This is a genomic window from Bacillus sp. SA1-12 (assembly GCF_000981385.1).
Taxonomy (GTDB): Bacteria; Bacillota; Bacilli; order Bacillales; family Bacillaceae; genus Metabacillus.
In genome coordinates, this window is sequence record NZ_LATZ01000002.1 from 73880 (window position 1) to 98972 (window position 25093).

The following is a 25093-nucleotide window of genomic DNA, read 5'->3' on the forward strand; positions in this document are numbered from 1 at the left end:
AAGGTCAGGCCCTAAAAAACTTATAGGTGGAGTTATTTAAATCCACTCTTTTATGTTTAAAGGGTTCTGACCTTTTATTTTACACTGCGTCTTAAGTCGTCTGTTCTAAAAAAAGTCAAATAATAAAGATGTACCTGAAGATGGAAGTAATTCTTGAAGTAAGTTCAATTGTTGTTCTTCACCTTGGATCATGCCTATTTCAAATAGTTTTTTTGGATCAGAATGTCCCAATAAAACAGATGTTAATATCCCAATATTCATGATTAAGCCTTTCTTAGGAGCATTTGTGGATGCACCATTATCTTTTTGAAAAGATTTAATTGAATCACCTTGTAAAAAGAAAGTCCCATTATTCCACGTACAAACTGGATCTGATAGATGCAGGATTAAGGGATTCTCACCTTGAATATAAAATGGATATTTTTGAAGAAACCTCATTACATTAACAATTCTCCCCATAAAATAAGGATGAATTTCTGTTTTAACCCTGGGATTTGGGATAAACAATGTCAATCGATCTTCTTCATGTGTCTTCCATTTTACTGTCGATACCATTGAGTCATGCTGACAAATAAAATTCCAAAAATCCTTTTTCGACATTTCACTTAATACAACTACTTCATGAATAACTAATTCGCGGTCTTTCACTGTGTAAAGCATATAACCATCTTCTTGTTTATGCTCATTCACATGTATAATAACATGCTCACCTTTTTTTAATACAACATCTTGCCACCAGCTTTGATCTCGGATAAGCAGACTATTGTATGTTTCAGAAAATGCTTCGTATATATTCATTAAAGAAGGCAAGGCATCTTCTTTTGTTTTTCTAATAAATGTTCCATTTGAATTATGTATAAAAATTAAATCTTCTTTCGATATGGTATAGGTTTTTTCTGAGCAAATAAGCTCCCAACCAAATTTCCGATAAAAAGGAACATAAAAAGGATGCAAATATGAAATATCATATTCTTCATTATTCATCCAATTTAAACTTTCATTAAGTAAGCTTGCTACTTTCCGGTTTCTCCTTGCCTCTGGCCATGTTGCTACCGAAGCAACCCCTCCCATTTTAAACACTTGGTTTTTTATTTTAACTTGCAGAGGGTATACATGAAGCTTTGCATGAAGTTTATTTTCGTCGAAAGCTCCTAAAATGTACTGGTTATCCAATTTTCTTTTTACTTCATTCAACTCTTGATCCGCAACTTTAAATTGAAAGGCATATTCTGATAAAGCAATGATATCTTCATAATCCTCGGTTGTTATTTCCCGTATCACGCACATTCACTCCCCTGCGGTGGAAAGGGGAAAAGCCCGCATTCCACCAATTAAAGTTTCATTCTAAATCTTTCTTTTGAATCTCCCATTTTAAAAAGCGTCCATCTTTTTTCGTACAAATCATCCCTAGCTTTTCAAATAGTCTGATTGATTGATCCTTCCTGACATCGCACTCAATGACAACTCTTTTAACAAATTTTTGATAGGTTAACCAGTCAATAAAAGCATCGACTGCTTCAAATGCAATCGATTCATCAGTATACTTATCATCTACATGATAACATAATTCAACCTCACCTTCCTTAGAAGGCTTTCCTAATAATAAAATATCACCTATTATTTTCTTCTCCTCATAAAGTATAATCAACCATAAACCGCAATCTTTTTCAGGCAGTTTTTTTTCTAAGCATTCAATGTAAAATGGAAGGAAGCCCTTTACTAAAGGTGACGGCCAGCTATAAGGGAATTCAATTGGCGACCGTTTATCAAGCTCCTTTCGATGAAACACTAATGATTTAGCAATGTCCAGTGAACAAGGTATTATCATTAGCCGATTCGTTAAAATTTCGATCAATCCATTTCCCCCCTTTACCAATTATTATGGATGATGCAGAGGACTTTCCAAGAAAATTATACGTATACAAAAATGAGATTATCAGTGAGTGTTTTAAGATGTACAAATTCGACTTTACCTTAGAATGCGGCAAAGACCATCCCCCACCGATGATGTTTGCGAAACTTGTTAGGTCTTATTGGGCAATAATCCCTCACTTATCTTAACTTCACTTAAATCCTACTTCGGGTATTTTACTGTAAGTTGATAAATAAAAAAGGTGGTTTAGAACAGTTTATTCTAAACCACCTTGTAAATATGTTTAAAACCCTAAGATTGCTTTAATAACAGAGGTTGTTTCACCGCCGCTATAAAACACATACAGCAGTAAATAAACGGCAACACCAGTAATTCCTGAAAAAAACCAGATAATACTTGTTACCGGTCCTAATTTACGATGTCGTTCGTAATTTTTTTTATAACCTGAAACCAAAGTAATAATTCCTAATATTGCTCCTACTGTTGCTAATGTAATATGAAAAATCAAAAAGATCGTATAGTATATTTCAATATTTTCTGGACCACCAAAAGCAGTATTTCCAATAAATATCGTTCTAGATGCATAGATAAGGAAAAACAGAACTGCAAAAATGGCTGCAACCGTCATAGCCTTTCTATGAGCATCAATTTTTCGTTGTTTAATTAAATACCAGCCAATTGCAACAGTAATTGCACTTAACACAATAAAAGTGGTACTTATGGTAGGCAAAATAGGTAATGAAGTATTCATTTTTATTCCTTCCTTTATGTTATCGAAACAGTAACAATACCGATATTATGTATCTGGTGACGCAATTTCAACTCCCTTTCCATTGCTGACTTGCCAAAAGGAGCTGCGTCACCATAACCTTATTTAACAGGTTCAGGAGAAAAATCCTTTTTCATATCAATCTCATCTTTTTCACGTTCTTTACGTGCCCATTGGAAAAAGATATATGCCAGAATGGTTCCATAAACTATTTCTTGAATAATCTTCATTAGTACGCCGCCAAGTTGTTGATCTTCAATGAGCGGTAACGTATTAAACATTTCAGGGCCTGTTAAATTTAAACCTGAAAGCATATCAGCAGGTACACATAATGCTAGTGCATTTACCCATGCTTGGGGCTCAGAGTAGGTTGCATACATTGGATCTGATGCAAAGATAATCAAAGCACAGGCTGGAGTTAGCAAAACACCGTCGGCAAAGATGTAGCCAACCTTTTTAATTCCTGTAAGCGATTTCCATCCAGGCAATGTATTAAGTAATGGAAACCACATAAACATAGCTGTAAAAAAGATAATTATTGTCATTGCTGCATGGTAAACAGGATCTGTTTTCACAAAATCAAACACTAGTGGAACATGATAAAGTGAAAATACGCCGTTAAAAAGTATCAAAGCAATAATTGGATTTGTAAACAACTTCATCAATGGCTTAATTACTGGACGATAAATCATTGCCTTCCACAACCAAACAGGAATGCCAAGGATCAACAATGGAGGAACCACTAAATACAAAATGGCCATTTGCGTCATGTGGGCACTAAACATAATATGTCCAAGTAAATCCACTGGACTTCCCTTGCTTATATATAATGCCGCAATACTGCTGATAAATAATAATTTCTGTTTAGTTGAAACAGGAGTACTTTCTTTAAATTTAGAACGCCATGGTCCAATTATTAAAAAATACAAAATGGTTATTAATATCATAACGACTAAAAAGTAAGGACTCCATAACGCACGAAATCCAAATATTCCAAAGCTCATTTCCAAATCAGCTCCTTAAGCTAGTCCTTCAAACCAATTATACACATCTGCTAATCCTGTATCAATGAACGTTCTATGACAAAGAATGGATTACTTGAGAACGAAAAGATAAAAGGACAATCAGCATTAAAAGCCAATTGTCCTTTAAACATACTTACCACCAGATAATTGTAACAAAGGTTAAGATTGTTAGCGCTGCAACACCAATACCTGAGTATAAAAATAACGCTGCTGTTTCATGCCCTTTGTGACTCATATGCATGAAGTAATATAATTGGAAAATGACCTGAACAACCGCTAAAGTGATGATAAATGGCACTTTAAACCATTCTCCAATCCCATCATATCCAATTGCGATAAATGCAACTATCGTTAAAAAGATCATCAATGCAAATGATATGACCTGGTGCTTCATATCCTCTGCATTTTTCTTACGACGATATGCCAAGTCTACTTTTGGGTTTGCTGAATTATGATTATTTGCCATCAGTTTATCCCACCATTCCCATTAAGTATACAACCGTAAAGATGAACACCCATACGACGTCAATGAAATGCCAGTAAAGACTAGCTACATAATATTTAGGTGCATTGTATAAGTTTAATCCACGTTTTGCATTACGAACAATTAAGGTAGTGATCCATAAAAGACCGAAAGCAACGTGCAATCCATGAGTTCCAACTAAAGTGTAAAACGCTGAACCAAGAGCACTGCTTTTAATTGTAAATTCATAATGATGAATATAGTGATTAAACTCATATATTTCTAAAATAAGAAAGCCTAGACCTAAAAGAACTGTGATGATTAACCACAATTGCATTTTACCGAAGTTAAAGTTCTTCATATGATACATTGCGTAAACACTTGTCAAACTTGATGTTAAAAGCAGCATAGTTGCCAAAAATGTAAGAGGTATCTCAAATAGTTCTTGAGTTGTCGCTCCACCTGCTGTGGATTCTCTCAATGCTAAGAAAGTAGCAAAGAGACTAGCGAATAAAACTGTCTCTCCGCCTAAAAACAACCAGAAGCCTGTAAACTTATTTTTTCCTTCGAGGGTAGCTTTTTCAGGCGATGCAGGAAAATTTTCCGCAGTTAATTTTTCTTCAACTTGTGCCATTATGCTTTCCCTCCTTTATCTTCTTTAAGTAAATCTTCTTTATGAATGTGATACCCATGATCGTCGATTATGGATCGTAAGAACATACAAGCAAATGTAATAATGAAACCTACAAATATTGCTGGTAAAGCCCAAGCATGGTCTTCACGGTACATTAATCCAAACGATACAATGAATAATCCAAATGCCATAAAGAAAGGTAATATAGAACTATTTGGCATATGAATGTCGCCAAGCGGTTCTGCAGGTGTCAATTCTTTATTACCTTCCATTTTTTCAATCCAGAGTGCATCAAGACCACGAACAAGTGGAGTTTGCTTAAAATTATACTCTGGCGGAGGTGATGAAATTGACCACTCAAGAGTTCGGCCGTCTCCCCATGGATCTTTGCCAACTCTCTCACCTTTCACAGCTGTATAAACAACGTTTATTAAAAATATAATCGTTGCTGCTGCCATAAAGAAAGCACCAACTGTACTAATAAAGTTACCAGTATCCAAACCTTGACCAGGTAAGAATGTAAAGACACGACGAGGCATACCCATTAAACCTAAAAAGTGCTGAATAAAGAATGTTAAATGGAATCCTATAAAGAATAAAACAAATGTAATTTTATTCATTGCCTCATTTAACAATTTTCCAAACATTGTTGGCCACCAATATATTGCTCCGGCAAATAAACCGAATACAACTCCACCTACAATAACATAATGGAAGTGGGCAACTACGAAATAGCTGTCATGGTATTGATAGTCAGCTGCTGCTGCAGCCAACATAACCCCTGTAACCCCACCAATAACAAATGAAGGGATAAAGGCAACAGACCAAATCATCGGAGATGTATATTTTACTGAACCGCCCCAAATGGTAAATAACCAGTTGAAAATTTTAATACCGGTAGGGACAGCAATTGCCATTGTTGCGACTGCAAAGATCGCGTTTGCAATCGGTCCTAAACCAGTAGTGAACATATGGTGAGCCCATACCATAAATCCAAGGAATCCAATTAACACTGTTGCAAATACCATTGAAGAATATCCAAATAGGCGTTTTTTTGAAAATACCGGAAGAATATCCGAGAATATTCCAAATGCAGGTAAAATCAAGATATATACTTCAGGATGTCCAAAAATCCAGAATAAATGTTCCCAAATTATTGTATTTCCACCCAAAGCAGGGTCAAAGAATGCTGTACCGAATAAACGGTCAAACATAAGTAACGCTAAGCCCACAGTTAATGCTGGGAAAGCAAATAAGATAAGTGCTGATGCTACAAATGTAGTCCATGTAAATAATGGCATACGCATGTAAGTCATTCCTGGGGCACGCATGTTAATTATTGTTGCAAGAAAGTTAATCCCTGCAATAAGCGTACCTATACCAGATACCTGTAATCCCAATAGGTAAAAATCGACTCCATGACCTGGAGATTGTGTTGCTAATGATGCATATGAAGTCCAACCAGCGTCAGGCGCTCCACCTAAAAACCAGCTTAAGTTTAAGAATACTCCACCGAAGAAGAATAACCAAAAACCCAGAGAATTTAAGAATGGGAAAGCTACATCACGCGCACCAATTTGTAAAGGTACAACCGCATTCATTAATGCGAATATTAATGGCATTGCAGCTAGAAAAATCATAGTTGTTCCGTGCATTGTTAAAACTTCATTATATAGGCCTGCACTAACAAAGTCATTATTCGGAACAGCTAGCTGAATGCGGATCAGTATTGCTTCTAATCCACCAACAAGGAAGAAGAAGCCACCGGATATCAGGTAAAGGATGGCAATCTTTTTATGGTCAACTGTTGTTAAGTAGTCCCATAAGACCCCTTTTTTCTGAGTTAACGTGCTCACAGTGTTACCTCCCTTTTCATTTTGCTAAAAATTAATTGCTAGAGACTTTAAGTCCCATTAAGTATTCTGTTAGAGCATCTAGTTCTTGATCAGATAATTCTGGATAAGTTCCAGTCATCTTATTGCCAGGCTTAAAGCTTTCAGGATCTTCCAGCCAGTTGCGAATGCTTTCCTCATTATGCGGGAGGATGCCAGCAACTCTTGCACGCTCTCCAAATGTGCCTAAGTTAGGTGCAGTACGTGCTGCTGCAGGACGCTCATCAGTTGGAGATACTGCGTGACACGCAATACATCCCTTTTCTTCAAATAATTGTTCACCTTGTTTAGCTAAATCAGTTGCAGCGACTGATTTTGCACCTTTCATGTCAGAGATCCATTGGTCAAATTCATCTCTTGATAATGCTTTCACTTTAAAGTCCATTAAACCATGTGATGGTCCACAAAGTTCAGCACATTTCCCATAAAAGTATTCCCCTGCTTGATCAGCTCTCTCTGAATCAAACTTCAACCACATTTGGTTAACGTTTTCAGTGTTAGTATCAATCTTTCCACCTGCTGATGGAATCCAGAATGCATGCTTAACATCAGAAGAGATTAAGTTAAAGTAAACCTTCTCATCAGTTGGAACTACTAAGTCTTGACTCGTTACAACTCCGAAGTCTGGATATTCAAACTCCCACCAGTAAAGATTTGCACGCACATTAACGACGATTGCATCTTCTGGTTTACGATTCTTATCATCAATCGCATCAACTTCTGCAAGTTTAAAAGTTGCAGTAACAACAGGAATTGATAAGACAAGAAGTAAAAGAATAGGAATAACAGTCCAAATGATTTCCAGTTTATGATTCCCTTCAACTTGAACAGGAATGTTAGTTTCTTCACCTTTGCGTCTTCGGAATTTAACGAGAACATAAATGAAGATTACCGTTACGACTGCAATGACAACAACCATGATGAGCGTGCTTAACATCATCAGGTCGTACTGCATATCCGCTACTTCACCAGCAGGCTTTAGCGTGGAAAGAAACGGTTCACCACAGCCGGCTAAAACTAGCGTCATGAGAGCAAATAATGAAAACAGACGCCATTTTGTCAGCCATTTTTTCATAGCTAAATCAAACCCCTCTTTCAAAATTTTTAAAGTCCTATCAGTATTTCATTCAGGAACTCTTTTTATAAATAAATTCTTTTTAAGAAAGAATTTCACTATTAAACAATGGTAAAGAGCACCATTGATACAAACAAAATTGTTAAGTAATTGATGGAATAAACAAACATCTTTGTTGCCCATTTCATCTCTGCATCTTTATTATTAAAACCCTTTATTCCAATAATAATCCAGCCAATATTTAACGCTGTTGCTAATAGCAAAAAAACAATGCCCAATTCATAAAGATAAAATGGGAGCGGAAGCAAACAAGCAATCCAAACCATGATTTGACGTTTAGTTACATCAAATCCATGGACAACTGGCAGCATCGGAATATTAGCAGCGCGGTATTCCTCGGTTCTGCGCATTGCCAAAGCTAAAAAGTGCGGCGGCTGCCAAATAAACATGATTAAAAACAGCACCCATGCCATTACACTTAGATTAGCATCAACTGCTGCCCACCCAATCAACGGTGGAACAGCTCCAGAAACACTTCCTATTACAGTGTTTATTGTATACAGTCTTTTTGACCACATCGTATAAAGAAAAATATATGTAACAACCCCAATTAAAGAGATTATTGTTGCAGTTAATGTTGTCATTAACATAAAGACAAACCCGATTGTTAGTAGAAAAATTCCGATCCGCAATGCTTGGAGGGGATTTACTTTTCCGGTAACGGTCGGCCTTTCTTTTGTTCGTTCCATTAAGTGGTCAATATCACGATCATAATAGTTGTTAATAGCACATGATCCTGCTATGACCAAAGATGAACCAATTAAAGTAAACAAGACAATATCTATATTAGCTAGAAACCCTTCTCCACTAAAATAAAGGGCTAGCCATATGCCGGTAAATGTTGTAATTGCATTAGAATTGACAATACCTACTTTTATTAAAGAAAGGAAATCCTGCCAAAGCGTTGTTTCATGCATATCGTTTGAATGATGCTTGACAGCTGCATCGTCCAAAACTTTCGTATTTGCCAACTCTGTACCTCCTAACTTTCATATCATTATGCTAAATCTCTTCATTCATGTATGCCTATTCATTTCAGCGTAAGATGAAGGCGGTTCCAACCGACTATTTTTCTATATCCTATGATACTAAAAAATCGACAAATTAAAAACGGTCTACTTGTTATTAAATCATAATTCTACTTAGAATTGTGAACAATTCATGAAGTAATTTTGTCGAAATTGTGAAAGGGTAATTTTTGAATATATTCTATTAATTGCCACTCAGAAACCAACCATCCTATTTTATCATAGATCAGCAAACATTACTTAATAAAATAAACCAATTTCAATCTTTCTATTACTAAAGCTAATGTAAGAAAGTTACATGGGACAAAAGAAGCTAGACCCATAAAGCCAAAGTTAACAAAAAAATCAGGAGAACTATTTCAAAAAATGACAATACTTCAAATTTCTCCCCTTTTATTTCTAGCAAACTCCACTTGAATATTCAACCTTTTTTGTATAAATCACTATGAATAATGTAAAAATTTTATACTAGGAAAATTTTCATTCATTATTTCATCAGTTTATGGATGATAAATGCAATTTAATTATGAATAATAATTACTCTGTACTTTGGCTTCGCTTCATAAGCCAAGTCCCTAGAGTTCACTGTGATTGGCTGAACTTGCTGAGCTAAGAAGCCGCCAGTAGGTTGTAAAACTCTTTTTTTCCGCAGCGAGCAAGGCGCTTACGCATTTGAAGATATCTTATAGTTTTGTGAACTTTTTAGAGAATTTATTGTCTTTTTTTACTACATTGTGTACTATCGATGGAGTATTTACCAAAATATTTTTATCAATTTACTATATAAGTAGGTGAACATTTTGCAACGTGCTCTTAAATGGTTTGCCGTGTTGACGACAGTCATTATGCTGTTTGTTTTACTTGGCGGAGCCCTAGTGACAAAAACCGAGTCAGGTGCAGGATGTGGAACTTCTTGGCCATTATGTCATGGCGAGTTAGTACCAAGTGAAATTACCTTTGAGCTAGTAGTAGAATTAAGTCATCGAATGGTTAGCGGGCTTGCAGGGATTACTGTTCTAGTCCTTTCTATTTGGTCATGGAAAAAGATTGGTCATATTAGAGAAACAAAATTCTTAGCCATACTATCGATATTTTTCTTAGTTTTACAAGCATTAATTGGTGCTGCTGCTGTTAAATGGGGCCAATCAGATGCAGTCCTTGCTCTTCATTTTGGTATATCACTTATATCCTTTGCATCCGTACTTCTTTTAACATTGTTAATCTTCGAGGTAGATAAAAAATTTGATGCAAAGAAGCTGATTATTGATAAACAAATGAAGTTTCATATGATCGGTATTATTGTCTACTCTTATTTGGTTGTTTATACAGGGGCTTATGTCAGGCATAAAGAAGCAAGTCTTGCTTGTCCAAAATGGCCCTTATGCAGCAACCGGACTGGCGGGATGCCAGCAACATTGCATGAATGGATCCAAATGGGGCATCGTTTTGCTGCAGGATTAATTTTTGTTTGGATCGCATATGTGACATGGCAAGCAATCAAACACCATAAACATCAAGGAATTATTTATTGGGGTTGGATTATTGCTTTTATACTTGTTTCACTGCAGGTTACAACAGGTGCACTTATCGTTGTAACAGGGTTAAACCTGTATATTTCTTTAGCCCATGCGTTAATTATTTCTTGTTTATTCGGTCTTTTGAGCTACTTCCTTCTCTTAGTAAGCAGAAACAAAATGAATACTGGCGAATAAACTGATATCTGAAGCATTAAAGGAAAAAATAAAAAAGGGTTGTCTCAAAAACAAAGGGTCTCCCTCCAGCACTAAAAATAGGAATAAAGCAATGTAGTCCTATTTTAGTACCTGGAGGGGATCCTCTTGAGACAACCCTTTTTTTATGAAGCTTAAAAGTTAAATATTTTTCATTAGTTTTGTTTTTATCTCAATACCCCATTGGCAGGGTACAGAACGTGCAAGTGCAATCAAGCGATAAAGACGCCGCTTTTTAGACGACCTTTATGGGTTAGTGAAAATAGGAATTGAAGGTAAAAAATCCTTCGATTCCTATTCTTAGCATACTTAGTTTACTTACGCTTAATTTAATTAACCTTTTACGATTTCAATTAATAAATCACCGGTTTGTATGCTTTCACCATTTGAGACATGTACCCCTTTTACTGTACCTGCAAACGGAGCTTGAACGGTTGTTTCCATTTTCATGGCTTCAGTTATAATTAAATGGTCACCTTTATTTACCTTTTCCCCTTTTTCAACAAGGACTTTTATGACAGTTCCAGGCATCGTGGCACCAATTTGCTCCTCATTGCCTATTTCGGCTTTCACTTTTGAAACTACAGTTGATTTTATGCTTTCATCCTTAATAACGACTTCACGAGGCTGTCCATTTAATTCAAAATAAATAATTCTTGTTCCGTCAGCCTGCGGTTCTCCAATTGAAACAAGCTTAACAATAAGTGTTTTCCCTTGCTCTATTTCTATCTCAATTTCCTCGCCTAATCTCATACCATATAAGAAGGTTGGTGTATCCAATACGGAAATATCCCCATACGCTTCAAAAGTTTTGATATACTCAGAGAATACCTTTGGATAAAGAGCATTCGCTATTGCTTCAAAGCTTGTTACCGGTCTTCCCAGACTATGGAAAAGTTCTTCTTTCATTGCTGGAAAGTTTACTGGCTCAAGCCGTTCACCCGGACGATCAGTTAAAGGCTTGCGTCCTTTTAAAATAATCCGTTGTAACTCTTTTGGGAATCCGCCATGCGGCTGTCCTAAATATCCTTCAAATAATTCAATAACAGAGTCAGGAAAATCTAAACTTTCACCTTTCTCAAAGATATCATCTTCAGTAAGGTTGTTTTGCACCATAAATAAAGCCATATCTCCAACTACTTTAGAAGACGGTGTAACCTTCACAATATCTCCGAATAGATCATTCACTCTTCTGTACATTTCTTTTACTTCATTCCATTTTTCACCAAGCCCTACAGCTTTCGCCTGTTGTTGCAGATTACTATATTGTCCTCCTGGCATCTCATGCATGTAGATTTCAGTATGTGGTGAATTCATTCCGCTTTCAAAATCCACATAATATTTTCTTACACCTTCCCAATACTGGGAAAGCTTCTCAAGTGACTTGATATCCACTTTTGGTTGGCGTTCTACACCTTCTAATGCATAATAAAGCGAATTTGCACTAGGCTGAGAAGTAAGTCCTGCCATGGAGCTTACTGCAACATCCACGATGTCAACTCCAGCTTCAATTGCTCTTGCATAGGTAATAATGCCATTCCCGCTAGTATCATGGGTATGAAGATGTACAGGAATATTAACAGCCTCTTTAAGTGTTGAAATTAAGTTATATGCAGCTTGTGGTTTCAGTAGGCCAGCCATATCCTTTATCGCTAAGATGTGAGCGCCTGATTGTTCAAGCTCCTTTGCCAAATCCTTGTAATAAGTAAGATTATATTTTTGTCTGGTTGGATCAAGAATATCTCCTGTATAACAGATTGCGGCTTCAGCAATTTTACCAGTATCCCGAACTGCATCTATGGCTAATGTCATACCTTTTACCCAATTCAGGCTGTCAAAAATGCGGAATACATCAATACCTGCATAGGCAGACTTTTCAACAAACTCTTTTATCACATTATCAGGGTAATTTTTATAACCTACTGCATTTGAAGCTCTTAAAAGCATTTGTAATAAAACATTCGGAACCTTCTCACGAATGGTTAAAAGACGCTCCCATGGATCTTCTTTTAGGAAGCGATAGGCAACATCAAAAGTTGCTCCTCCCCACATTTCCAACGAAAACAGATCAGGTAATAGCCGTGCGGTCGGCTCAGCAATATGCTTCAAATCTTCCGTACGTACTCTAGTGGCTAATAACGACTGATGACCATCTCTGAATGTTGTGTCCGTTAATAGTACTTGTTTCTGGTCCTTAATCCAATTTACAAGTCCATCAGCACCATAATCAGTTAAAATTTGCTTTGTCCCGTTTGGCATCGCCTCAGAGTACTTTACCTTCGGAATAATCGGCTTATCAAATACAGGTTTCTTCTTTTCACCAATTCCCGGAAATCCATTCACAGTCACATTTCCTATATACGTAAGCATTTTCGTTCCACGGTCCTTACGTTTCGGGAAAACAAATAACTCTGGAGTGGAATCAATAAACGATGTATTATATTGGCCAGATAAAAAATCTTCATGCTTTACTACATTTTCTAAGAACGGGATATTCGTTTTAATTCCACGAATTCGAAATTCCCTTAAATTTCTGACCATTTTAGCTGCAGCTTGTTCAAATGTTAGAGCATGTGTAGAAAGCTTTACTAGCAATGAATCATAGTGCGGTGTAATAACGGCCCCTTGGAATCCGTTTCCTGCGTCTAATCGTACACCAAAGCCTCCGCCTGAACGATAGGCCATAATCTTTCCAGTATCAGGCATAAAATTATTCTGTGGATCCTCAGTTGTAACACGTGATTGAATCGCATACCCATTAATTTTTATTTGTTCTTGAGAAGTGATCCCGATCTCTTTGCTAGAAAAAGAATAACCTTGTGCCACCATAATTTGTGTTTGAACGATGTCAATGCCAGTAATCATTTCTGTAATGGTATGCTCTACTTGAACACGAGGATTTACTTCAATAAAATAAAACTCATTGCCAGATACTAAAAATTCTACCGTTCCGGCATTTAAGTACTGAACATTTTCCATTAATTTAACTGCTGCTTCACAGATTTCCATTCTTAGGTCTTCTGCAAGCGACACGCTTGGAGCAACCTCTACCACCTTTTGATGACGTCTTTGAACAGAGCAATCTCTTTCAAAGAGGTGAACAATCGTTCCTTCATGATCCCCAAAAATTTGAACCTCAATATGCTTTGGGTTTTCAATGAATTTCTCAACATACACTTCATCATTGCCAAAAGCAGCCTTCGCTTCAGACTTTGCACGATCATATGAATCTTTTAAACCTGCTTCGCTGCGAACGATTCTCATACCTCTTCCGCCGCCGCCAAGAGCGGCTTTAATTATAAACGGATACCCAAACGTTTCTCCAAACTGAATGACTTCCTCTAGGTTTGAAACAGGACCATCACTTCCCGGAATAACTGGAATGCCAGCTAATTCCGCCTGAGTACGTGCCTTTACTTTGTCACCAAACATATCCAAATGCTTGGATTCAGGCCCAACAAAAATAATTCCTTCTTCTTCACACCGTCTTGAAAAATGAATATTTTCAGATAAGAAACCATACCCTGGATGAATCGCATCAACATTATTCTTTTTTGCAATTTCAATGATGCCTTCGATATCCAAATAGGCATCAATCGGCTTTTTCCCCTCCCCTACCAGATAAGCTTCATCAGCCTTATAGCGATGGTAAGAGCCTGAATCCTCTTTAGAATAAATTGCGACTGTACGAATATTTAATTCGGTACAGGCACGAAAAACACGAATGGCAATTTCTCCTCTGTTTGCCACTAAAAGCTTTTGAATCTTTTTAAGTGCCATGATAATCCCCCTAAAGACAATGCAAATACATCATCATTTTTTACAAAAAATAGTATAACACATTTAAAAAAAACGCAACATAATTATCTTTCACTTTAACGCATAGAAGAATTGCGTTTTTGTTGGATTGGCTTGACAACGGCAATAGGCTGGGTTGTTTGCGGGACTGGTTTTTGATAGGTTTCGCGGTAATTAGTAAACATTGAAACATTAACTAGTAGTCCCATTGATATAAGTAATAAAAGGATCGAAGAACCACCGTAACTGATAAATGGCAGCGGGACACCTGTAATAGGAATTAACCCGGTAAGACCTCCTAAATTAATCAACGCTTGAATTGCGATCATACTAGAAATACCAACTGCAAGCAATGTACCGAATGGATCTTGGCATTTCCTAGCAACGGAAAAACCTTTTAATACAATAAAAGAAAGAAGAATCAATACGAACAACACACCAAATATTCCAAGTTCTTCAGCAATGACTGCCATTATAAAATCCGTATGAGATTCAGGCAGGTAGCCATACTTTTGTACACTTTGTCCCAATCCTAACCCAGTAAGGCCGCCTGAACCAATAGCATAGAAGGAATTAACCAGTTGATATCCCGCTTCGTCTACATGGGCAAATGGGTCAGCAACACCTTCAAAACGGCTTAGCTGTTCCTTACTAAAAATGCCTTTCCAAATGATAAATGGTGTCAAAAGCACTCCGAATATTAATACGAGAGAGATAAGTTTTCCGATGCTTTTAACAGCCATTCCAGAAGCGATAATCATGCAAACAGCAATCATAGCAATTATGAATGTTGTACCAAAGTCAGGCTGAATCAAAACAAAGAAACAAATAACCCCTGTAAAAATAAGCGGAGGCAAAACTCCTCTGCCAAACTCATCTATGTATGATTGTTTCTTATCATAAACTGCCGCTAAATAAATAATGACACTTAGCTTGACAAATTCACCAGGTTGAAGATTCATTCCCCCCAGCTTTATCCAGCTTTGTGCTCCTCCTGCAACATGACCAATAAAAAATAAAGATCCCAATAAACCAATTGATCCAAACACAACAATCTTCAAAATATTCCCATTTAAAAAAGCTCTGTATGGGAAAATCATCATGACAATAAATGCCAATCCACCGGCAAGCAGAGCCAATTTTTGTCGTTGATAAAAATGATCCGGCTCAAATCCGTAACGAGCAACAGCTGTTATCATGCTTGAACTATATACCATTACAAGTCCAAAAGCGCACAATAATATAACTGCTAATATTAATGAATAATCATAGGATTTTAGAATTTTTTTAATCATAATTATCTCTTCCTTATCTAATCATGGGGTTTATACTATGTTGTTTTTATTTTACTATATCTTCGCCTTGCAAAAATGAAATTCCTTTAAAAACATAACATTTATCAGGAATAATTAACATTACAAATATATTTCATCCATATTTCTTTTTACAGGCTATAACTAGTCTTGTTAAACCGGCTTGTTGAATTCTCTTTTGCTGCTTTCTATAAAACAGAAGTCACCTTAAGATTTCATACTTTGTAGTATTCCTTCTAATGCAATGGTTTCACAGACAAATAAAAAAACTCAAACTTACCTTATGTTAGTTTGAGTTTTGAATCATTATTTGGCTGTAAATGCATCATGTAATGCAGACAACTCTCGCTCAAGTGTATCAAGCAGTTCTTTTCCTTCACGTTCCTCAATTAATCCAAGCCTTACAGCGAAGTCTATTTCCCTAGATAAGCCAAACATTTGTGTATCTAAAACCTCTTCATAAAGAGGACATTGAGGCATCGTTAAATTGTCCATTTGGACTTTAATTAATCTCATGATTTTATCAGCATCTGCCTTTAAAACCGCAAGTGCCTTTTCTCGATGATCAACAGCAATCTCAGACGCCAATTTAATCCCTCCGTTTCCGAGCGATTACCCTATTCTATGTATTAATATTAAATCCAAATCGTTTAAAAAGCAAGGACAAACAATATAATCAGCTAAATTTGCATCTATCTTGTCAAATCATAAAATTTTATTGCCATAACAAGTGACAATTTTTTTATAAAAGCTTATACTTGCGAAGTAAGGGGTGTATATAATGGAATCGATCGTTATGATAAAAGGCAAGGTGGACTATCAGATTACATTGGATCCGGGAGTATGGATCTTTGACGATAGAAAGGTTGATTTAACCACCTTTTTTGTTCAAGAGCAAGAAATAAAAGATGAACTTGAAGAGTATACAAAGTCTGTTTCAAAGCATTGGGAAAGAGAAATACGTGAAGGAGCTATCTACCCTCCAACCTTAAAATCTGAAAAGAAATATGAAAAACAGAAAGTGTTAAATGGAACATTCGGGATTCCTTTCAAGCCTTTTCTTGAAAATGCTGGAGTACAGGCTGGAGCATCAAGTGTACAATTTATTACAAATAACGGACCTATATCGGTACCGATTGAGGAAGCATTTGACATTATTTTAGGTTTTAGTATAAAAGGCAAGCCATTAAAAGAAGATGGACCTATTCATATTTATTTCGGCGATGGATCAAATGCTTCCGAGCCGATCAAGCATGTAAAGGAAATTATAGTTATTTAATTTCACTTTCAAAAGGGCGGCTAAACCGCCCTTTTGCCATTACATGAACAATCCCTCTACAAAATTAGAGAATATCGGCTGCGAGCTGTGCCAAGCCGGAACGTTCCCCTTTAACAAGTCTGACATGACCTGCAATTGGCTGATCCTTGAATTTTTCAACAACATACGTAAGACCATTATTATACTCATCTAAATATGGATGATCGATTTGTTCCGGGTCTCCCATTAACACAATTTTACTTCTTTCTCCAACTCGAGTTAAAATTGTTTTAACTTCATGTTTTGTTAAATTTTGCGCTTCATCAATAAGTATAATTTGCTCCGGGATGCTTCTGCCTCTAATATAGGTTAGCGCTTCTACTTCAATCGAACCCATTCCAGCTAATATCGCATCGAGCTCACCCGGTTTTTTTGTATTAAATAAGTATTCTAAATTATCGTAAATCGGCTGCATCCATGGCCTTAATTTTTCCTCTTTTTCACCTGGTAAAAAGCCTAAATCTTTTCCGACTGGTACAATTGGTCTTGCAACTAATAATTTTTTATAAATACCTAAATCTTCCGTTTGCATAAGTCCCGCTGCAAGGGCAAGCAATGTTTTACCCGTACCTGCCTTGCCGATTAACGTAACCAATGGAATATCGGTTCGAAGCAGAAGCTCCAATGCCATTGTTTGCTGCACATTCCTAGGGCGAATTCCCCAAATATGATCATGGTCAAAAACAAGGCGCTGAATCTTTTTTCCGGATTGGTCAACTTTGCCAATTGCTGATGAAGAGCCGCCTAAAGCATCCTTCATCACTACAAATTGATTTGGATAAAAGGGATGATTCGTTATCTCAGATAGAACGAGCTCATTTTTTTCATAAAACCGGTTTAGATTATCACCGCTTATATACAAATCAAGGAAGCCCGTATATATATGATCAATTTCAACTACTCGATCACTAAGAAAATCCTCTGCTGTTAGCCCAATAGCATCTGCTTTAACACGAACTAGTGTATCTTTACTTACTAAAATAACAGCTCGGCCATTTTCCTTAGTCTGTTCCTCTAATGATAAATTTTTCGCTACAGCAAGAATGCGATTATCATTCGTTTTTTCAACAAAGATTTCTTGCAGCTGATGGAAAGATCGATGATTCAGTTCAATTCTTAATGACCCGCCGTTTGGCAATGGAATTTTTTCATGTAATTTTCCTGATTCCCTTAATTGATCAATTAGTTTTGATACTTGTCTTGCATTACGACCAATTTCGTCCATATAGCGCTTTTTTGAGTCCACTTCCTCTAAAACAACTGCTGGAATAACAACTTCATTTTCTTCAAAAGAAAAAATTGAATTCGGATCTTGCAACAATACATTTGTGTCTAGAACATAAATCTTCCTCAAACCTCCGCCTCCTACTCCGTTGCTATTTTTTAATGGAGTGAAACAAATAGGTAGTGAAAAAAGTCAAGCTGTGAATGAAGCGTTGCTAAAATATATGAAAGGATGAATAAAGATAGAAGGTTTATTAGACAATAAAATTAAAAAGCAAAGAAAAAACCTACATTTCATGGACCTTCATATATGTGATCCTAACTTTTAAGGAGTGATTTCATGCGATATTTACTTGCTGTTTTTCTACTATCATGTCTTGCACTTACTGGATGTGCCGTTAATCAAGGTGCACCTGAAACCGATAATGAAAGCAATAAAGGGACACCGATTAAAGTTAAAAACAGCGTTGACGAAACTGTAGACCGAAAAACTGGGCAACAAATTTCAAACCATTTAGTTGAACTTGCTAGCCAAGTACCACAGGTCAATGATGCAACCGCCGTGGTTTTAGGCAAATTTGCTGTCGTTGGTATTGACGTAAATTCAAATCTTGAGCGAAATAAGGTCGAATCAATTAAATACACGGTTGCTGAAAGCTTGATGCATGACCCATATGGAGCAAATGCAATTGTCATTGCTGATGCTGATACCAATGCCAGACTTCGAGAAATGGGCCGTGAAATTCAGGAAGGCCGCCCAATTGCTGGTATCTTAGATGAATTAGCTGCGATTGTGGGACGAGTGGTTCCTGAGGTTCCAACTGAGATCCTTGACAACCAACAAAAACAACCTACAAATCAAAATAATGATCAATTAAATCAAAAAGAAGAACAAATGTTAGAAAAGAACCAAGAAGAACAGTCTAATGATCATTTGAAAAAGTAACATTAATTCGTACTTTTCTGTTGCTTTTCGCTGAAGACTTTTGTTTACTGGGCGTCTGGGAGCTTCATTAAGTGACTCCCTTTGCGCTCTCCCCCACAGAAAGTCTAATTATGCCTTTTTGCTCCAATATTTTATTAGCAAGCTGTATAAAAATGGACTGGCCAATATGATGTGAATAGCTAAGAAAAGAATCAAACTATCGGTATTAACTGAGCTTATTCTTAGGATGTTATCACTTCTATGGCAGTCCATCTTTTTATGCTTTGCTTTTCATCGCATCTAATACTTGTTTATCAAGTTTTGCGGCAGCTTTTTCATCATATGTTTTTTCATATTGCGGTTCTGTTGCTATTTTCGATCCATAAAACATAACATCACGAACCTCAGAAATCGTTAGTTCAATTAAAGCAAGCTTTAAAGGGACATGTTCAAGTCTATCCTCCTTTAAATGTGCATTTCCGTTTATGGAATAGATTGATTCATTTGCAATGAGATTCAAAACAATGGCAGGATGATTATTAATATTTTCAACAATTCTTGAACGTTGATCAACCGCGAATAAAACTCGATCTCTGTCTGGGGCATAAACCCAGGAGATCGCACTTACATTTGGAGAACCTGTTTCATGATCAATCGTTGCTATTGTTACAAATCGTTCTTTTTGTAAGCAATTATACAAAGGATCAATTAGTGCAGTTTCAACCTTATTTGCCATCTCAAGCCCCCCTTTCTTGGTTTATACTCATATCATACCTTGTTTCCTAAGCTGATCCAACTATAAACATCTTATTCGCCATAATATCTTCCTAAAAATCATTTTTCAACAAGTGCTTTAAGCCAAAATAAGGTTTTTTTGAGAATACGTGATATACTAAAATTAGCAGATTTTATTCTGCTATATTTATTGTTTGAGGTGTATGATGAGAGTAAAATGTGTTATTTGCGATAAAGTTGAAACGATTGATGACGAAACGTTAATGGCAAAACGTCTTAGAAACCGCCCTATCCATACATATATGTGCAAACCATGCAATGAGCGAATCGAAGAAAAAACAAATGCCCGCATTGCAACTGGCAAGTTTCGCTTATATCAGGACAAAAAGTCGGAAGATTCCTGGTAAACCATTGGGCGAAATGAATCTGCTGTATAGATTGGGATAAATGAAAAGGCTGTCTAAAATAGGTTTGATCTTCAAACACAATAGATAGAAGCTAAGAATTCTATATATTGTTGATTTTGAAAGAGTCAGCCCTTTTTGAGACAGCCCTATTTCATGTTCTCAGCTTCCTGTTTCTTTGATTGATGAAGCCTGATTTTATAAATGATTAAGATAAGAGCAGCAACTACTAATCCTTCTGCTACTGGCAAAAATATTCCTAAAAAAGTTAATACGGTACATCCAAATGCTAAAAAGAGATAAATAACTGCTGACTTTAAGATAGGCAGTTTTTTCGCGAATCCGAGCTTATAAACAACGATAGATAATGCGAGAATGGTGAGATACAGCATCCACATTCCTACTTTTGGATGCTCAACAACGTTATATAAGCTTGGAAAAAACGACAACCTTTCGGTGATATCCATTTTTTCCTCCTCCTTATACCATATTAAATGAGACTTCAATCTGTCCGGTTAACTTTACCCTCATTGATGATTGGGCTGAGACTTATCACGCTTAAACTGCCACATCCTTATGTATCGTCTGGCTTAGACAACAATTCCTCATCGGATCTTTAAGGGCAGTTATCTTCCGCTTATCCTATTACCCTCTTTTAAATCTTAAAATGGGGTTTAAGTGCAGGTAAATGATAGAAAGAGGCTGAATCATTTGAATCAGCCTGCTACATATTCTTTTTCCAGCGTTCTAGATCCCAGCTAATTTTTTCTTTTTCGCTGCTTTTTCCCGTTCATTTTTATCCAAAATTTTCTTTCTCAGTCTAATTGATTCTGGAGTTAATTCACAATACTCATCATCATTCAAATATTCAAGAGCTTCTTCCAATGACATAATACGCGGTTTTTTCATTGTGCTCGTTTGATCTTTTGTTGCAGAGCGGATATTGGTTTGTTGTTTCATTTTGCAAATATTGACAACGAGATCATTTTCACGAGTGTGTTCCCCAACAATCATACCTTCATATACATCTACTCCGGCTTCAACGAAAATGACACCGCGATCTTCAACACCTTGTATACCGTAGGTTGTAGATTTTCCATTTTCCATAGAGACAAGAACACCTTGGCGGCGGCCTCCAACTTTACCAGGCTGCATTGGCTGGTAGCTGTCAAATGTATGATTTATAATACCGAAACCACGAGTTAATGACATAAACTCTGTTGAGTATCCGATCAAGCCACGTGCAGGTACATTAAAGATCAAACGCACTTGCCCGTTACCATTGTTGATCATATCCAGCATTTCACCTTTACGTGCACCAATTGATTCCATTACAGAACCTGTATGTTCCTCTGGAACATCTATCTGTACACGTTCAATTGGCTCACATCTAACACCATCAATTTCTTTTACAATAACCTCAGGTTTTGAAACCTGCAATTCATAGCCTTCACGTCGCATATTTTCGATCAGGATGGAAAGATGCAGTTCTCCGCGGCCTGACACTACCCATGCATCAGGAGAATCAGTCGGATCAACTCGTAAGCTTACATCTGTTTGTAATTGAGCCAATAAGCGCTCTTCAATTTTTCGAGCAGTGACATATTTACCTTCTCTTCCTGCAAATGGACTATTATTTACAGCAAAAGTCATTTGTAAAGTTGGCTCATCAATACGAAGGATTGGCAGAGCTTCTTGATGTTCCACAGGACAAACTGTTTCACCTACATTAATGTCCTCCATTCCAGAAACAGCAACAAGATCACCAGCAATAGCTTCTTGTATTTCTACCCGCTTTAAGCCTTGGAAACCAAAGATTTTTGTTACACGGAAGTTTTTAACTGAACCATCTACCTTCATTAATGCAACTTGTTGCCCGACCTTCATTGTCCCACGAAATACTCTTCCAATTCCAATACGGCCAACATAATCATTATAGTCAAGCAATGCTACCTGGAATTGAAGCGGTTCTTCCTGGTTATCAACTGGAGCCGGAATGTGTTCAACAATTGCATCAAATAAAGCTGCCATGTTCTCTTCTTGATCAGCAGGGTCCGGACTTGCACTTGCAGTCCCATTAATAGCACTAGCAAACACAACTGGGAATTCAAGCTGTTCTTCATTTGCATCAAGTTCAATAAATAAATCTAATACCTCATCAACAACCTCAGTAGGACGTGCAAAGTCTCGGTCAATTTTATTAACGACAACGATAGGCGTTAAATTTTGCTCCAATGCTTTCTTCAACACAAATCGAGTTTGCGGCATACAGCCTTCATATGCATCTACGACAAGTAAAACGCCGTCTACCATTTTCATGATACGTTCCACCTCGCCGCCAAAGTCTGCGTGACCAGGTGTATCCATAATATTAATTCGTGTGTCTTTATAATTAATTGCCGTATTTTTTGCTAAGATTGTAATCCCGCGTTCACGCTCTAAATCATTGGAATCCATTGCACGTTCTGCCACTTGTTCGTTTGTACGGAACGTTCCAGATTGATGTAAAAGCTGGTCAACCAAGGTTGTTTTCCCGTGGTCTACGTGAGCAATAATAGCTATGTTGCGGATATCGTTACGAAGTTTCACAATTTCATCTCCTAAAATGTATATTCAAATAGGCTCTACTAAAGGATTTGCCATAAATTCTTGTAGTATTCTGATTGAACATCCTAATTAATTTAAAAATCACCTTCGATATTATACCATAAACAATCTAGAAAAGCGGAATGATTTTCAGTAAACTATAGGAAGTAAGAAAATATTTTTTTTGCATGTAGGGAGATGTCAGTATTAATGAGACCTGGAAAGTGGATTTTTCTTATTTTAGCTTTTTTAGCGGCAGCTTGTATGATAGGGATCGGAATAGCAATAGGGGAACGCAGTATTCTTGGAATCCTCCTTGCAATAATTGGTTTAAATGCTGTGATGGCATCTGGCTTTATCTTAAAAAAAAGAATGAGGGAAAAAGGTATTTTATAAGAAAAGCGCAAGGCAATGGAAACATTTTTATTTCCACCCGAATACTGAAACCTCGTTGACCGGGGATCAGACAAAGGAAAGGTGATTTCTCACCTTTCCTTCTGGAATTTACTGGTCCTGCTTTATTATTTAAACCGCTGTTGTTGCAGTTAAGTTTATGATAAAGGCTTTAAAGTGATCATATACTCTTTAGAAGTCGATTCATCCTTTTCTACTTTAAACTGCTCAAATCCACATTTTCCGAGAAATTGAAGCCAAGAATCTTGTTTAATTGGACAAGCAGCAAATACAACTTTTTGGCCTTTTTGCTTTAGTTCAAGACCTATCTCAGCTAAAATCCTCCTACCCAATCCTTGTGAGCGTGAGGCTTGATGAATTAAAATTGTGCCGATCCAAGGTTTTTCGTTGGTGGGAGACCACTCCAAGGAATAAGTAACCCCTACCTGGACTTCTCCTAACTTCCATATTTTCCATTCACCATTGTACATTTTATAAGCATTTAGATATGAATCCAATTCTTCCGCATGACATTCTTCATTCTGCCATTCGGGGCTTGCAGCAATGATCTCTTTAAGAAAAAAATAATCTTCTTTTTCTAATGTTCCCGACGAAAGTTCCTTCAATTATTGAGGTACTCCTTTAAAATATGCTGATGAAGATTTTTTTCTCCTACGAAGAAAGAATTTTTTGATAACAAGTTAAGCTTTTCTCCGTTCATAGTTGACGTTATGCCGCCGACCTCTTCAATTAAGATAATGCCTGCTGCGAAATCCCATGGAGCTAGTCTCATGGTCATATAAGCATCCAAACGTCCTGAAGCTACATAGGCACATTCTAAGGCGGCGGAACCATACGAACGGGTACCGCGAACTTTTTTTACGATCGGGGTTAACCGGTTATAATCGATTCGAGGATTTTCAACCAACCATGTTGAATTAATACTTATAACCGCTTCTTTTAGATCGACCTCATCTAATTTCGGCAAGGGCAGATCGTTCATATAAGCACCTTCACCTTTAAAAGCATGATAAAGTTCATTATGTACGACATCATAAATTAAACCGATATATCCTACACCATCTCCGTAAATACCAACTGATATCGCAAAATTGCGCTGCTGATGAACAAAATTCATCGTACCGTCTATTGGGTCAATAATCCATATAACCCCATCAAGAGATGTTACTTCATCACCATAACCTTCCTCGCCTAATATTCGATGGTCAGGGTAAGTGTCTTGAATTTTCCCGATTAAATATTGTTCAATTTCCTTGTCCATATTTGTAACTAAATCATTGGGGTTTGATTTGTATTGAATGGAAAGTGTGGACTCAAAGGATTGACGAATTTTTTCGCCCGCTTCTTCAACCCATTGTTTTGCCTTTTGATCAATGTCCTTCCAGTTTGTCATAAAGCATCCTCATTTCTATGTATTAAATCGTTCTCTATGATAAGGATACTGCATTGATTTAAAGGAAAGCAAGTATGATCAATTATCATTGCGCAGATAAAAACGAACCCTAACGAGGTTCGTTTGCAGATCTTAGAATCTCCAGCTATGCTTGGAGCTTCATCCACTCTTTTCGCAACTTTTCAAGCCTTTGTTTACATTCTATTTTTTTCTTTGTATCTTCATTTTGCATCGCTTCATAAAGGGTGGCTAACTCATAATCTAATTCTAGCCTTAACACCCCAATACGATTGTTTATGATTTTTTGACCACTGGTTTTTACTACTTGTTTCATCTTTCTACCGCCCCTTTCGTTTCATCTCTTTTCATTTTATTTAGGTATCATGAAATGATTTCAAAGATTCAATCAATGTGTTTAATAGTTTTTTTATATA

General features: G+C 36.7%; 24 protein-coding genes. 5 read left to right on the top strand and 19 right to left on the bottom strand.

Features of this window, described 5'->3' with window-relative positions:
- Positions 1–105 precede the first annotated feature (105 nt).
- From eis to cyoE, 9 genes are all read right to left on the bottom strand, one after another.
- Positions 106–1281, bottom strand: a complete 1176-nt coding sequence (gene eis / locus WQ54_RS01565; protein ID WP_046511112.1) for an enhanced intracellular survival protein Eis — start codon at positions 1279–1281, stop codon at positions 106–108.
- 58 nt (positions 1282–1339) lie between these two features.
- On the bottom strand, positions 1340–1855 hold the full coding sequence (locus WQ54_RS01570; protein WP_046511114.1) for a GNAT family N-acetyltransferase: 516 nt from the start codon (positions 1853–1855) through the stop codon (positions 1340–1342).
- 301 nt (positions 1856–2156) lie between these two features.
- The gene (locus tag WQ54_RS01575) at positions 2157–2624 is read right to left on the bottom strand and encodes a DUF420 domain-containing protein (protein WP_046511117.1); all 468 of its coding nucleotides are present in this window, start codon (positions 2622–2624) and stop codon (positions 2157–2159) included.
- Positions 2625–2743: 119 nt separating this feature from the next.
- Entirely contained in the window at positions 2744–3646 is a 903-nt protein-coding gene (ctaG, locus tag WQ54_RS01580; protein WP_046511120.1) for a cytochrome c oxidase assembly factor CtaG, read from the bottom strand.
- A 154-nt stretch (positions 3647–3800) separates the two neighbouring features.
- A complete protein-coding gene (gene ctaF, locus WQ54_RS01585; RefSeq protein WP_046511123.1) occupies positions 3801–4133 on the bottom strand; it encodes a cytochrome c oxidase subunit IVB in 333 nt (110 codons plus the stop codon).
- A gap of 4 nt (positions 4134–4137) precedes the next feature.
- A complete protein-coding gene (ctaE, locus tag WQ54_RS01590; protein ID WP_046511126.1) occupies positions 4138–4764 on the bottom strand; it encodes a cytochrome c oxidase subunit III in 627 nt (208 codons plus the stop codon).
- Positions 4764–6620, bottom strand: a complete 1857-nt coding sequence (gene ctaD, locus WQ54_RS01595; protein WP_046511129.1) for a cytochrome c oxidase subunit I — start codon at positions 6618–6620, stop codon at positions 4764–4766. Before ctaD ends, ctaE begins: the two co-directional genes overlap by 1 nt.
- Before the next feature lie 31 nt (positions 6621–6651).
- Positions 6652–7731 carry a cytochrome c oxidase subunit II gene (coxB, locus tag WQ54_RS01600; RefSeq protein WP_046511132.1) on the bottom strand — a complete coding sequence of 360 codons (1080 nt, stop codon included), beginning with the start codon at positions 7729–7731 and terminating at the stop codon, positions 6652–6654.
- A 101-nt stretch (positions 7732–7832) separates the two neighbouring features.
- Positions 7833–8762: a heme o synthase gene (gene cyoE / locus WQ54_RS01605; RefSeq protein ID WP_046511135.1), complete on the bottom strand. Its 930-nt coding sequence runs from the start codon at positions 8760–8762 to the stop codon at positions 7833–7835.
- Between the two features lie 857 nt (positions 8763–9619).
- Between cyoE and WQ54_RS01610 the strand changes: the two genes are divergently transcribed.
- On the top strand, positions 9620–10531 hold the full coding sequence (locus WQ54_RS01610; RefSeq protein ID WP_046511138.1) for a heme A synthase: 912 nt from the start codon (positions 9620–9622) through the stop codon (positions 10529–10531).
- A gap of 351 nt (positions 10532–10882) precedes the next feature.
- On the opposite strand, the gene pyc is transcribed toward WQ54_RS01610, so the two are convergent.
- The 3 genes from pyc to WQ54_RS01625 all read right to left on the bottom strand — a co-directional run bounded on the left by pyc (position 10883) and on the right by WQ54_RS01625 (position 16248).
- Positions 10883–14329, bottom strand: coding sequence for a pyruvate carboxylase (gene pyc, locus WQ54_RS01615; protein WP_046511139.1), 3447 nt, complete (start codon positions 14327–14329; stop codon positions 10883–10885).
- Between the two features lie 95 nt (positions 14330–14424).
- Positions 14425–15642, bottom strand: coding sequence for an FtsW/RodA/SpoVE family cell cycle protein (locus WQ54_RS01620; RefSeq protein WP_046511143.1), 1218 nt, complete (start codon positions 15640–15642; stop codon positions 14425–14427).
- A 324-nt stretch (positions 15643–15966) separates the two neighbouring features.
- On the bottom strand, positions 15967–16248 hold the full coding sequence (locus WQ54_RS01625; RefSeq protein ID WP_046511146.1) for a YlaN family protein: 282 nt from the start codon (positions 16246–16248) through the stop codon (positions 15967–15969).
- 193 nt (positions 16249–16441) lie between these two features.
- On the opposite strand from WQ54_RS01625, the gene WQ54_RS01630 reads away from it, so the two are divergent.
- A complete protein-coding gene (locus WQ54_RS01630) occupies positions 16442–16939 on the top strand; it encodes a hypothetical protein (RefSeq protein ID WP_046511149.1) in 498 nt (165 codons plus the stop codon).
- Between the two features lie 64 nt (positions 16940–17003).
- On the opposite strand, the gene WQ54_RS01635 is transcribed toward WQ54_RS01630, so the two are convergent.
- Positions 17004–18332 (bottom strand): PhoH family protein, encoded by a 1329-nt coding sequence (locus WQ54_RS01635; RefSeq protein ID WP_046511152.1) that lies wholly within the window; start codon positions 18330–18332, stop codon positions 17004–17006.
- 210 nt (positions 18333–18542) lie between these two features.
- Between WQ54_RS01635 and WQ54_RS01640 the strand changes: the two genes are divergently transcribed.
- Complete coding sequence (locus WQ54_RS01640; protein WP_046511155.1) at positions 18543–19148, top strand: YhcN/YlaJ family sporulation lipoprotein; 606 nt, start codon at positions 18543–18545, stop codon at positions 19146–19148.
- Positions 19149–19404: 256 nt separating this feature from the next.
- Here the strand turns inward: WQ54_RS01640 and WQ54_RS01645 are convergent, their stop codons facing one another.
- Entirely contained in the window at positions 19405–19863 is a 459-nt protein-coding gene (locus WQ54_RS01645) for a pyridoxamine 5'-phosphate oxidase family protein (protein ID WP_046511158.1), read from the bottom strand.
- A 205-nt stretch (positions 19864–20068) separates the two neighbouring features.
- On the opposite strand from WQ54_RS01645, the gene WQ54_RS01650 reads away from it, so the two are divergent.
- Positions 20069–20269 carry a YlaI family protein gene (locus WQ54_RS01650; protein ID WP_046511161.1) on the top strand — a complete coding sequence of 67 codons (201 nt, stop codon included), beginning with the start codon at positions 20069–20071 and terminating at the stop codon, positions 20267–20269.
- Positions 20270–20415: 146 nt separating this feature from the next.
- On the opposite strand, the gene WQ54_RS01655 is transcribed toward WQ54_RS01650, so the two are convergent.
- Positions 20416–20733 carry a YlaH-like family protein gene (locus WQ54_RS01655; RefSeq protein WP_046511164.1) on the bottom strand — a complete coding sequence of 106 codons (318 nt, stop codon included), beginning with the start codon at positions 20731–20733 and terminating at the stop codon, positions 20416–20418.
- A gap of 280 nt (positions 20734–21013) precedes the next feature.
- Entirely contained in the window at positions 21014–22855 is a 1842-nt protein-coding gene (typA, locus tag WQ54_RS01660) for a translational GTPase TypA (RefSeq protein ID WP_046511167.1), read from the bottom strand.
- Between the two features lie 207 nt (positions 22856–23062).
- Between typA and WQ54_RS01665 the strand changes: the two genes are divergently transcribed.
- On the top strand, positions 23063–23248 hold the full coding sequence (locus WQ54_RS01665; protein WP_046511170.1) for a YlaF family protein: 186 nt from the start codon (positions 23063–23065) through the stop codon (positions 23246–23248).
- Between the two features lie 155 nt (positions 23249–23403).
- Here WQ54_RS01665 and WQ54_RS01670 read toward each other — a convergent pair whose 3' ends face one another.
- From WQ54_RS01670 to WQ54_RS01680, 3 genes are all read right to left on the bottom strand, one after another.
- Positions 23404–23871, bottom strand: coding sequence for a GNAT family N-acetyltransferase (locus WQ54_RS01670; RefSeq protein WP_046511174.1), 468 nt, complete (start codon positions 23869–23871; stop codon positions 23404–23406).
- Positions 23868–24659, bottom strand: coding sequence for an inositol monophosphatase family protein (locus tag WQ54_RS01675; RefSeq protein WP_046511176.1), 792 nt, complete (start codon positions 24657–24659; stop codon positions 23868–23870). The genes WQ54_RS01670 and WQ54_RS01675 overlap by 4 nt, the downstream gene beginning before the upstream one ends.
- A gap of 145 nt (positions 24660–24804) precedes the next feature.
- Entirely contained in the window at positions 24805–24993 is a 189-nt protein-coding gene (locus tag WQ54_RS01680; RefSeq protein WP_046511179.1) for a hypothetical protein, read from the bottom strand.
- Positions 24994–25093: the final 100 nt, after the last annotated feature.

Excerpts from the sequence above, each read along its gene's own strand:
- WQ54_RS01575 (WP_046511117.1), bottom strand. The coding sequence starts at position 2,624 with ATGAATACTTCATTACCTATTTTGCCTACCATAAGTACCACTTTTATT.
- ctaG (WP_046511120.1), bottom strand. The coding sequence starts at position 3,646 with ATGAGCTTTGGAATATTTGGATTTCGTGCGTTATGGAGTCCTTACTTT.
- ctaF (WP_046511123.1), bottom strand. The coding sequence starts at position 4,133 with ATGGCAAATAATCATAATTCAGCAAACCCAAAAGTAGACTTGGCATAT.
- ctaE (WP_046511126.1), bottom strand. The coding sequence starts at position 4,764 with ATGGCACAAGTTGAAGAAAAATTAACTGCGGAAAATTTTCCTGCATCG.
- coxB (WP_046511132.1), bottom strand. The coding sequence starts at position 7,731 with ATGAAAAAATGGCTGACAAAATGGCGTCTGTTTTCATTATTTGCTCTC.
- pyc (WP_046511139.1), bottom strand. The coding sequence starts at position 14,329 with ATGGCACTTAAAAAGATTCAAAAGCTTTTAGTGGCAAACAGAGGAGAA.
- WQ54_RS01620 (WP_046511143.1), bottom strand. The coding sequence starts at position 15,642 with ATGATTAAAAAAATTCTAAAATCCTATGATTATTCATTAATATTAGCA.
- WQ54_RS01630 (WP_046511149.1), top strand. The coding sequence starts at position 16,442 with ATGGAATCGATCGTTATGATAAAAGGCAAGGTGGACTATCAGATTACA.
- WQ54_RS01640 (WP_046511155.1), top strand. The coding sequence starts at position 18,543 with ATGCGATATTTACTTGCTGTTTTTCTACTATCATGTCTTGCACTTACT.
- WQ54_RS01645 (WP_046511158.1), bottom strand. The coding sequence starts at position 19,863 with ATGGCAAATAAGGTTGAAACTGCACTAATTGATCCTTTGTATAATTGC.
- WQ54_RS01650 (WP_046511161.1), top strand. The coding sequence starts at position 20,069 with ATGAGAGTAAAATGTGTTATTTGCGATAAAGTTGAAACGATTGATGAC.
- WQ54_RS01655 (WP_046511164.1), bottom strand. The coding sequence starts at position 20,733 with ATGGATATCACCGAAAGGTTGTCGTTTTTTCCAAGCTTATATAACGTT.
- WQ54_RS01665 (WP_046511170.1), top strand. The coding sequence starts at position 23,063 with ATGAGACCTGGAAAGTGGATTTTTCTTATTTTAGCTTTTTTAGCGGCA.
- WQ54_RS01675 (WP_046511176.1), bottom strand. The coding sequence starts at position 24,659 with ATGACAAACTGGAAGGACATTGATCAAAAGGCAAAACAATGGGTTGAA.
- WQ54_RS01680 (WP_046511179.1), bottom strand. The coding sequence starts at position 24,993 with ATGAAACAAGTAGTAAAAACCAGTGGTCAAAAAATCATAAACAATCGT.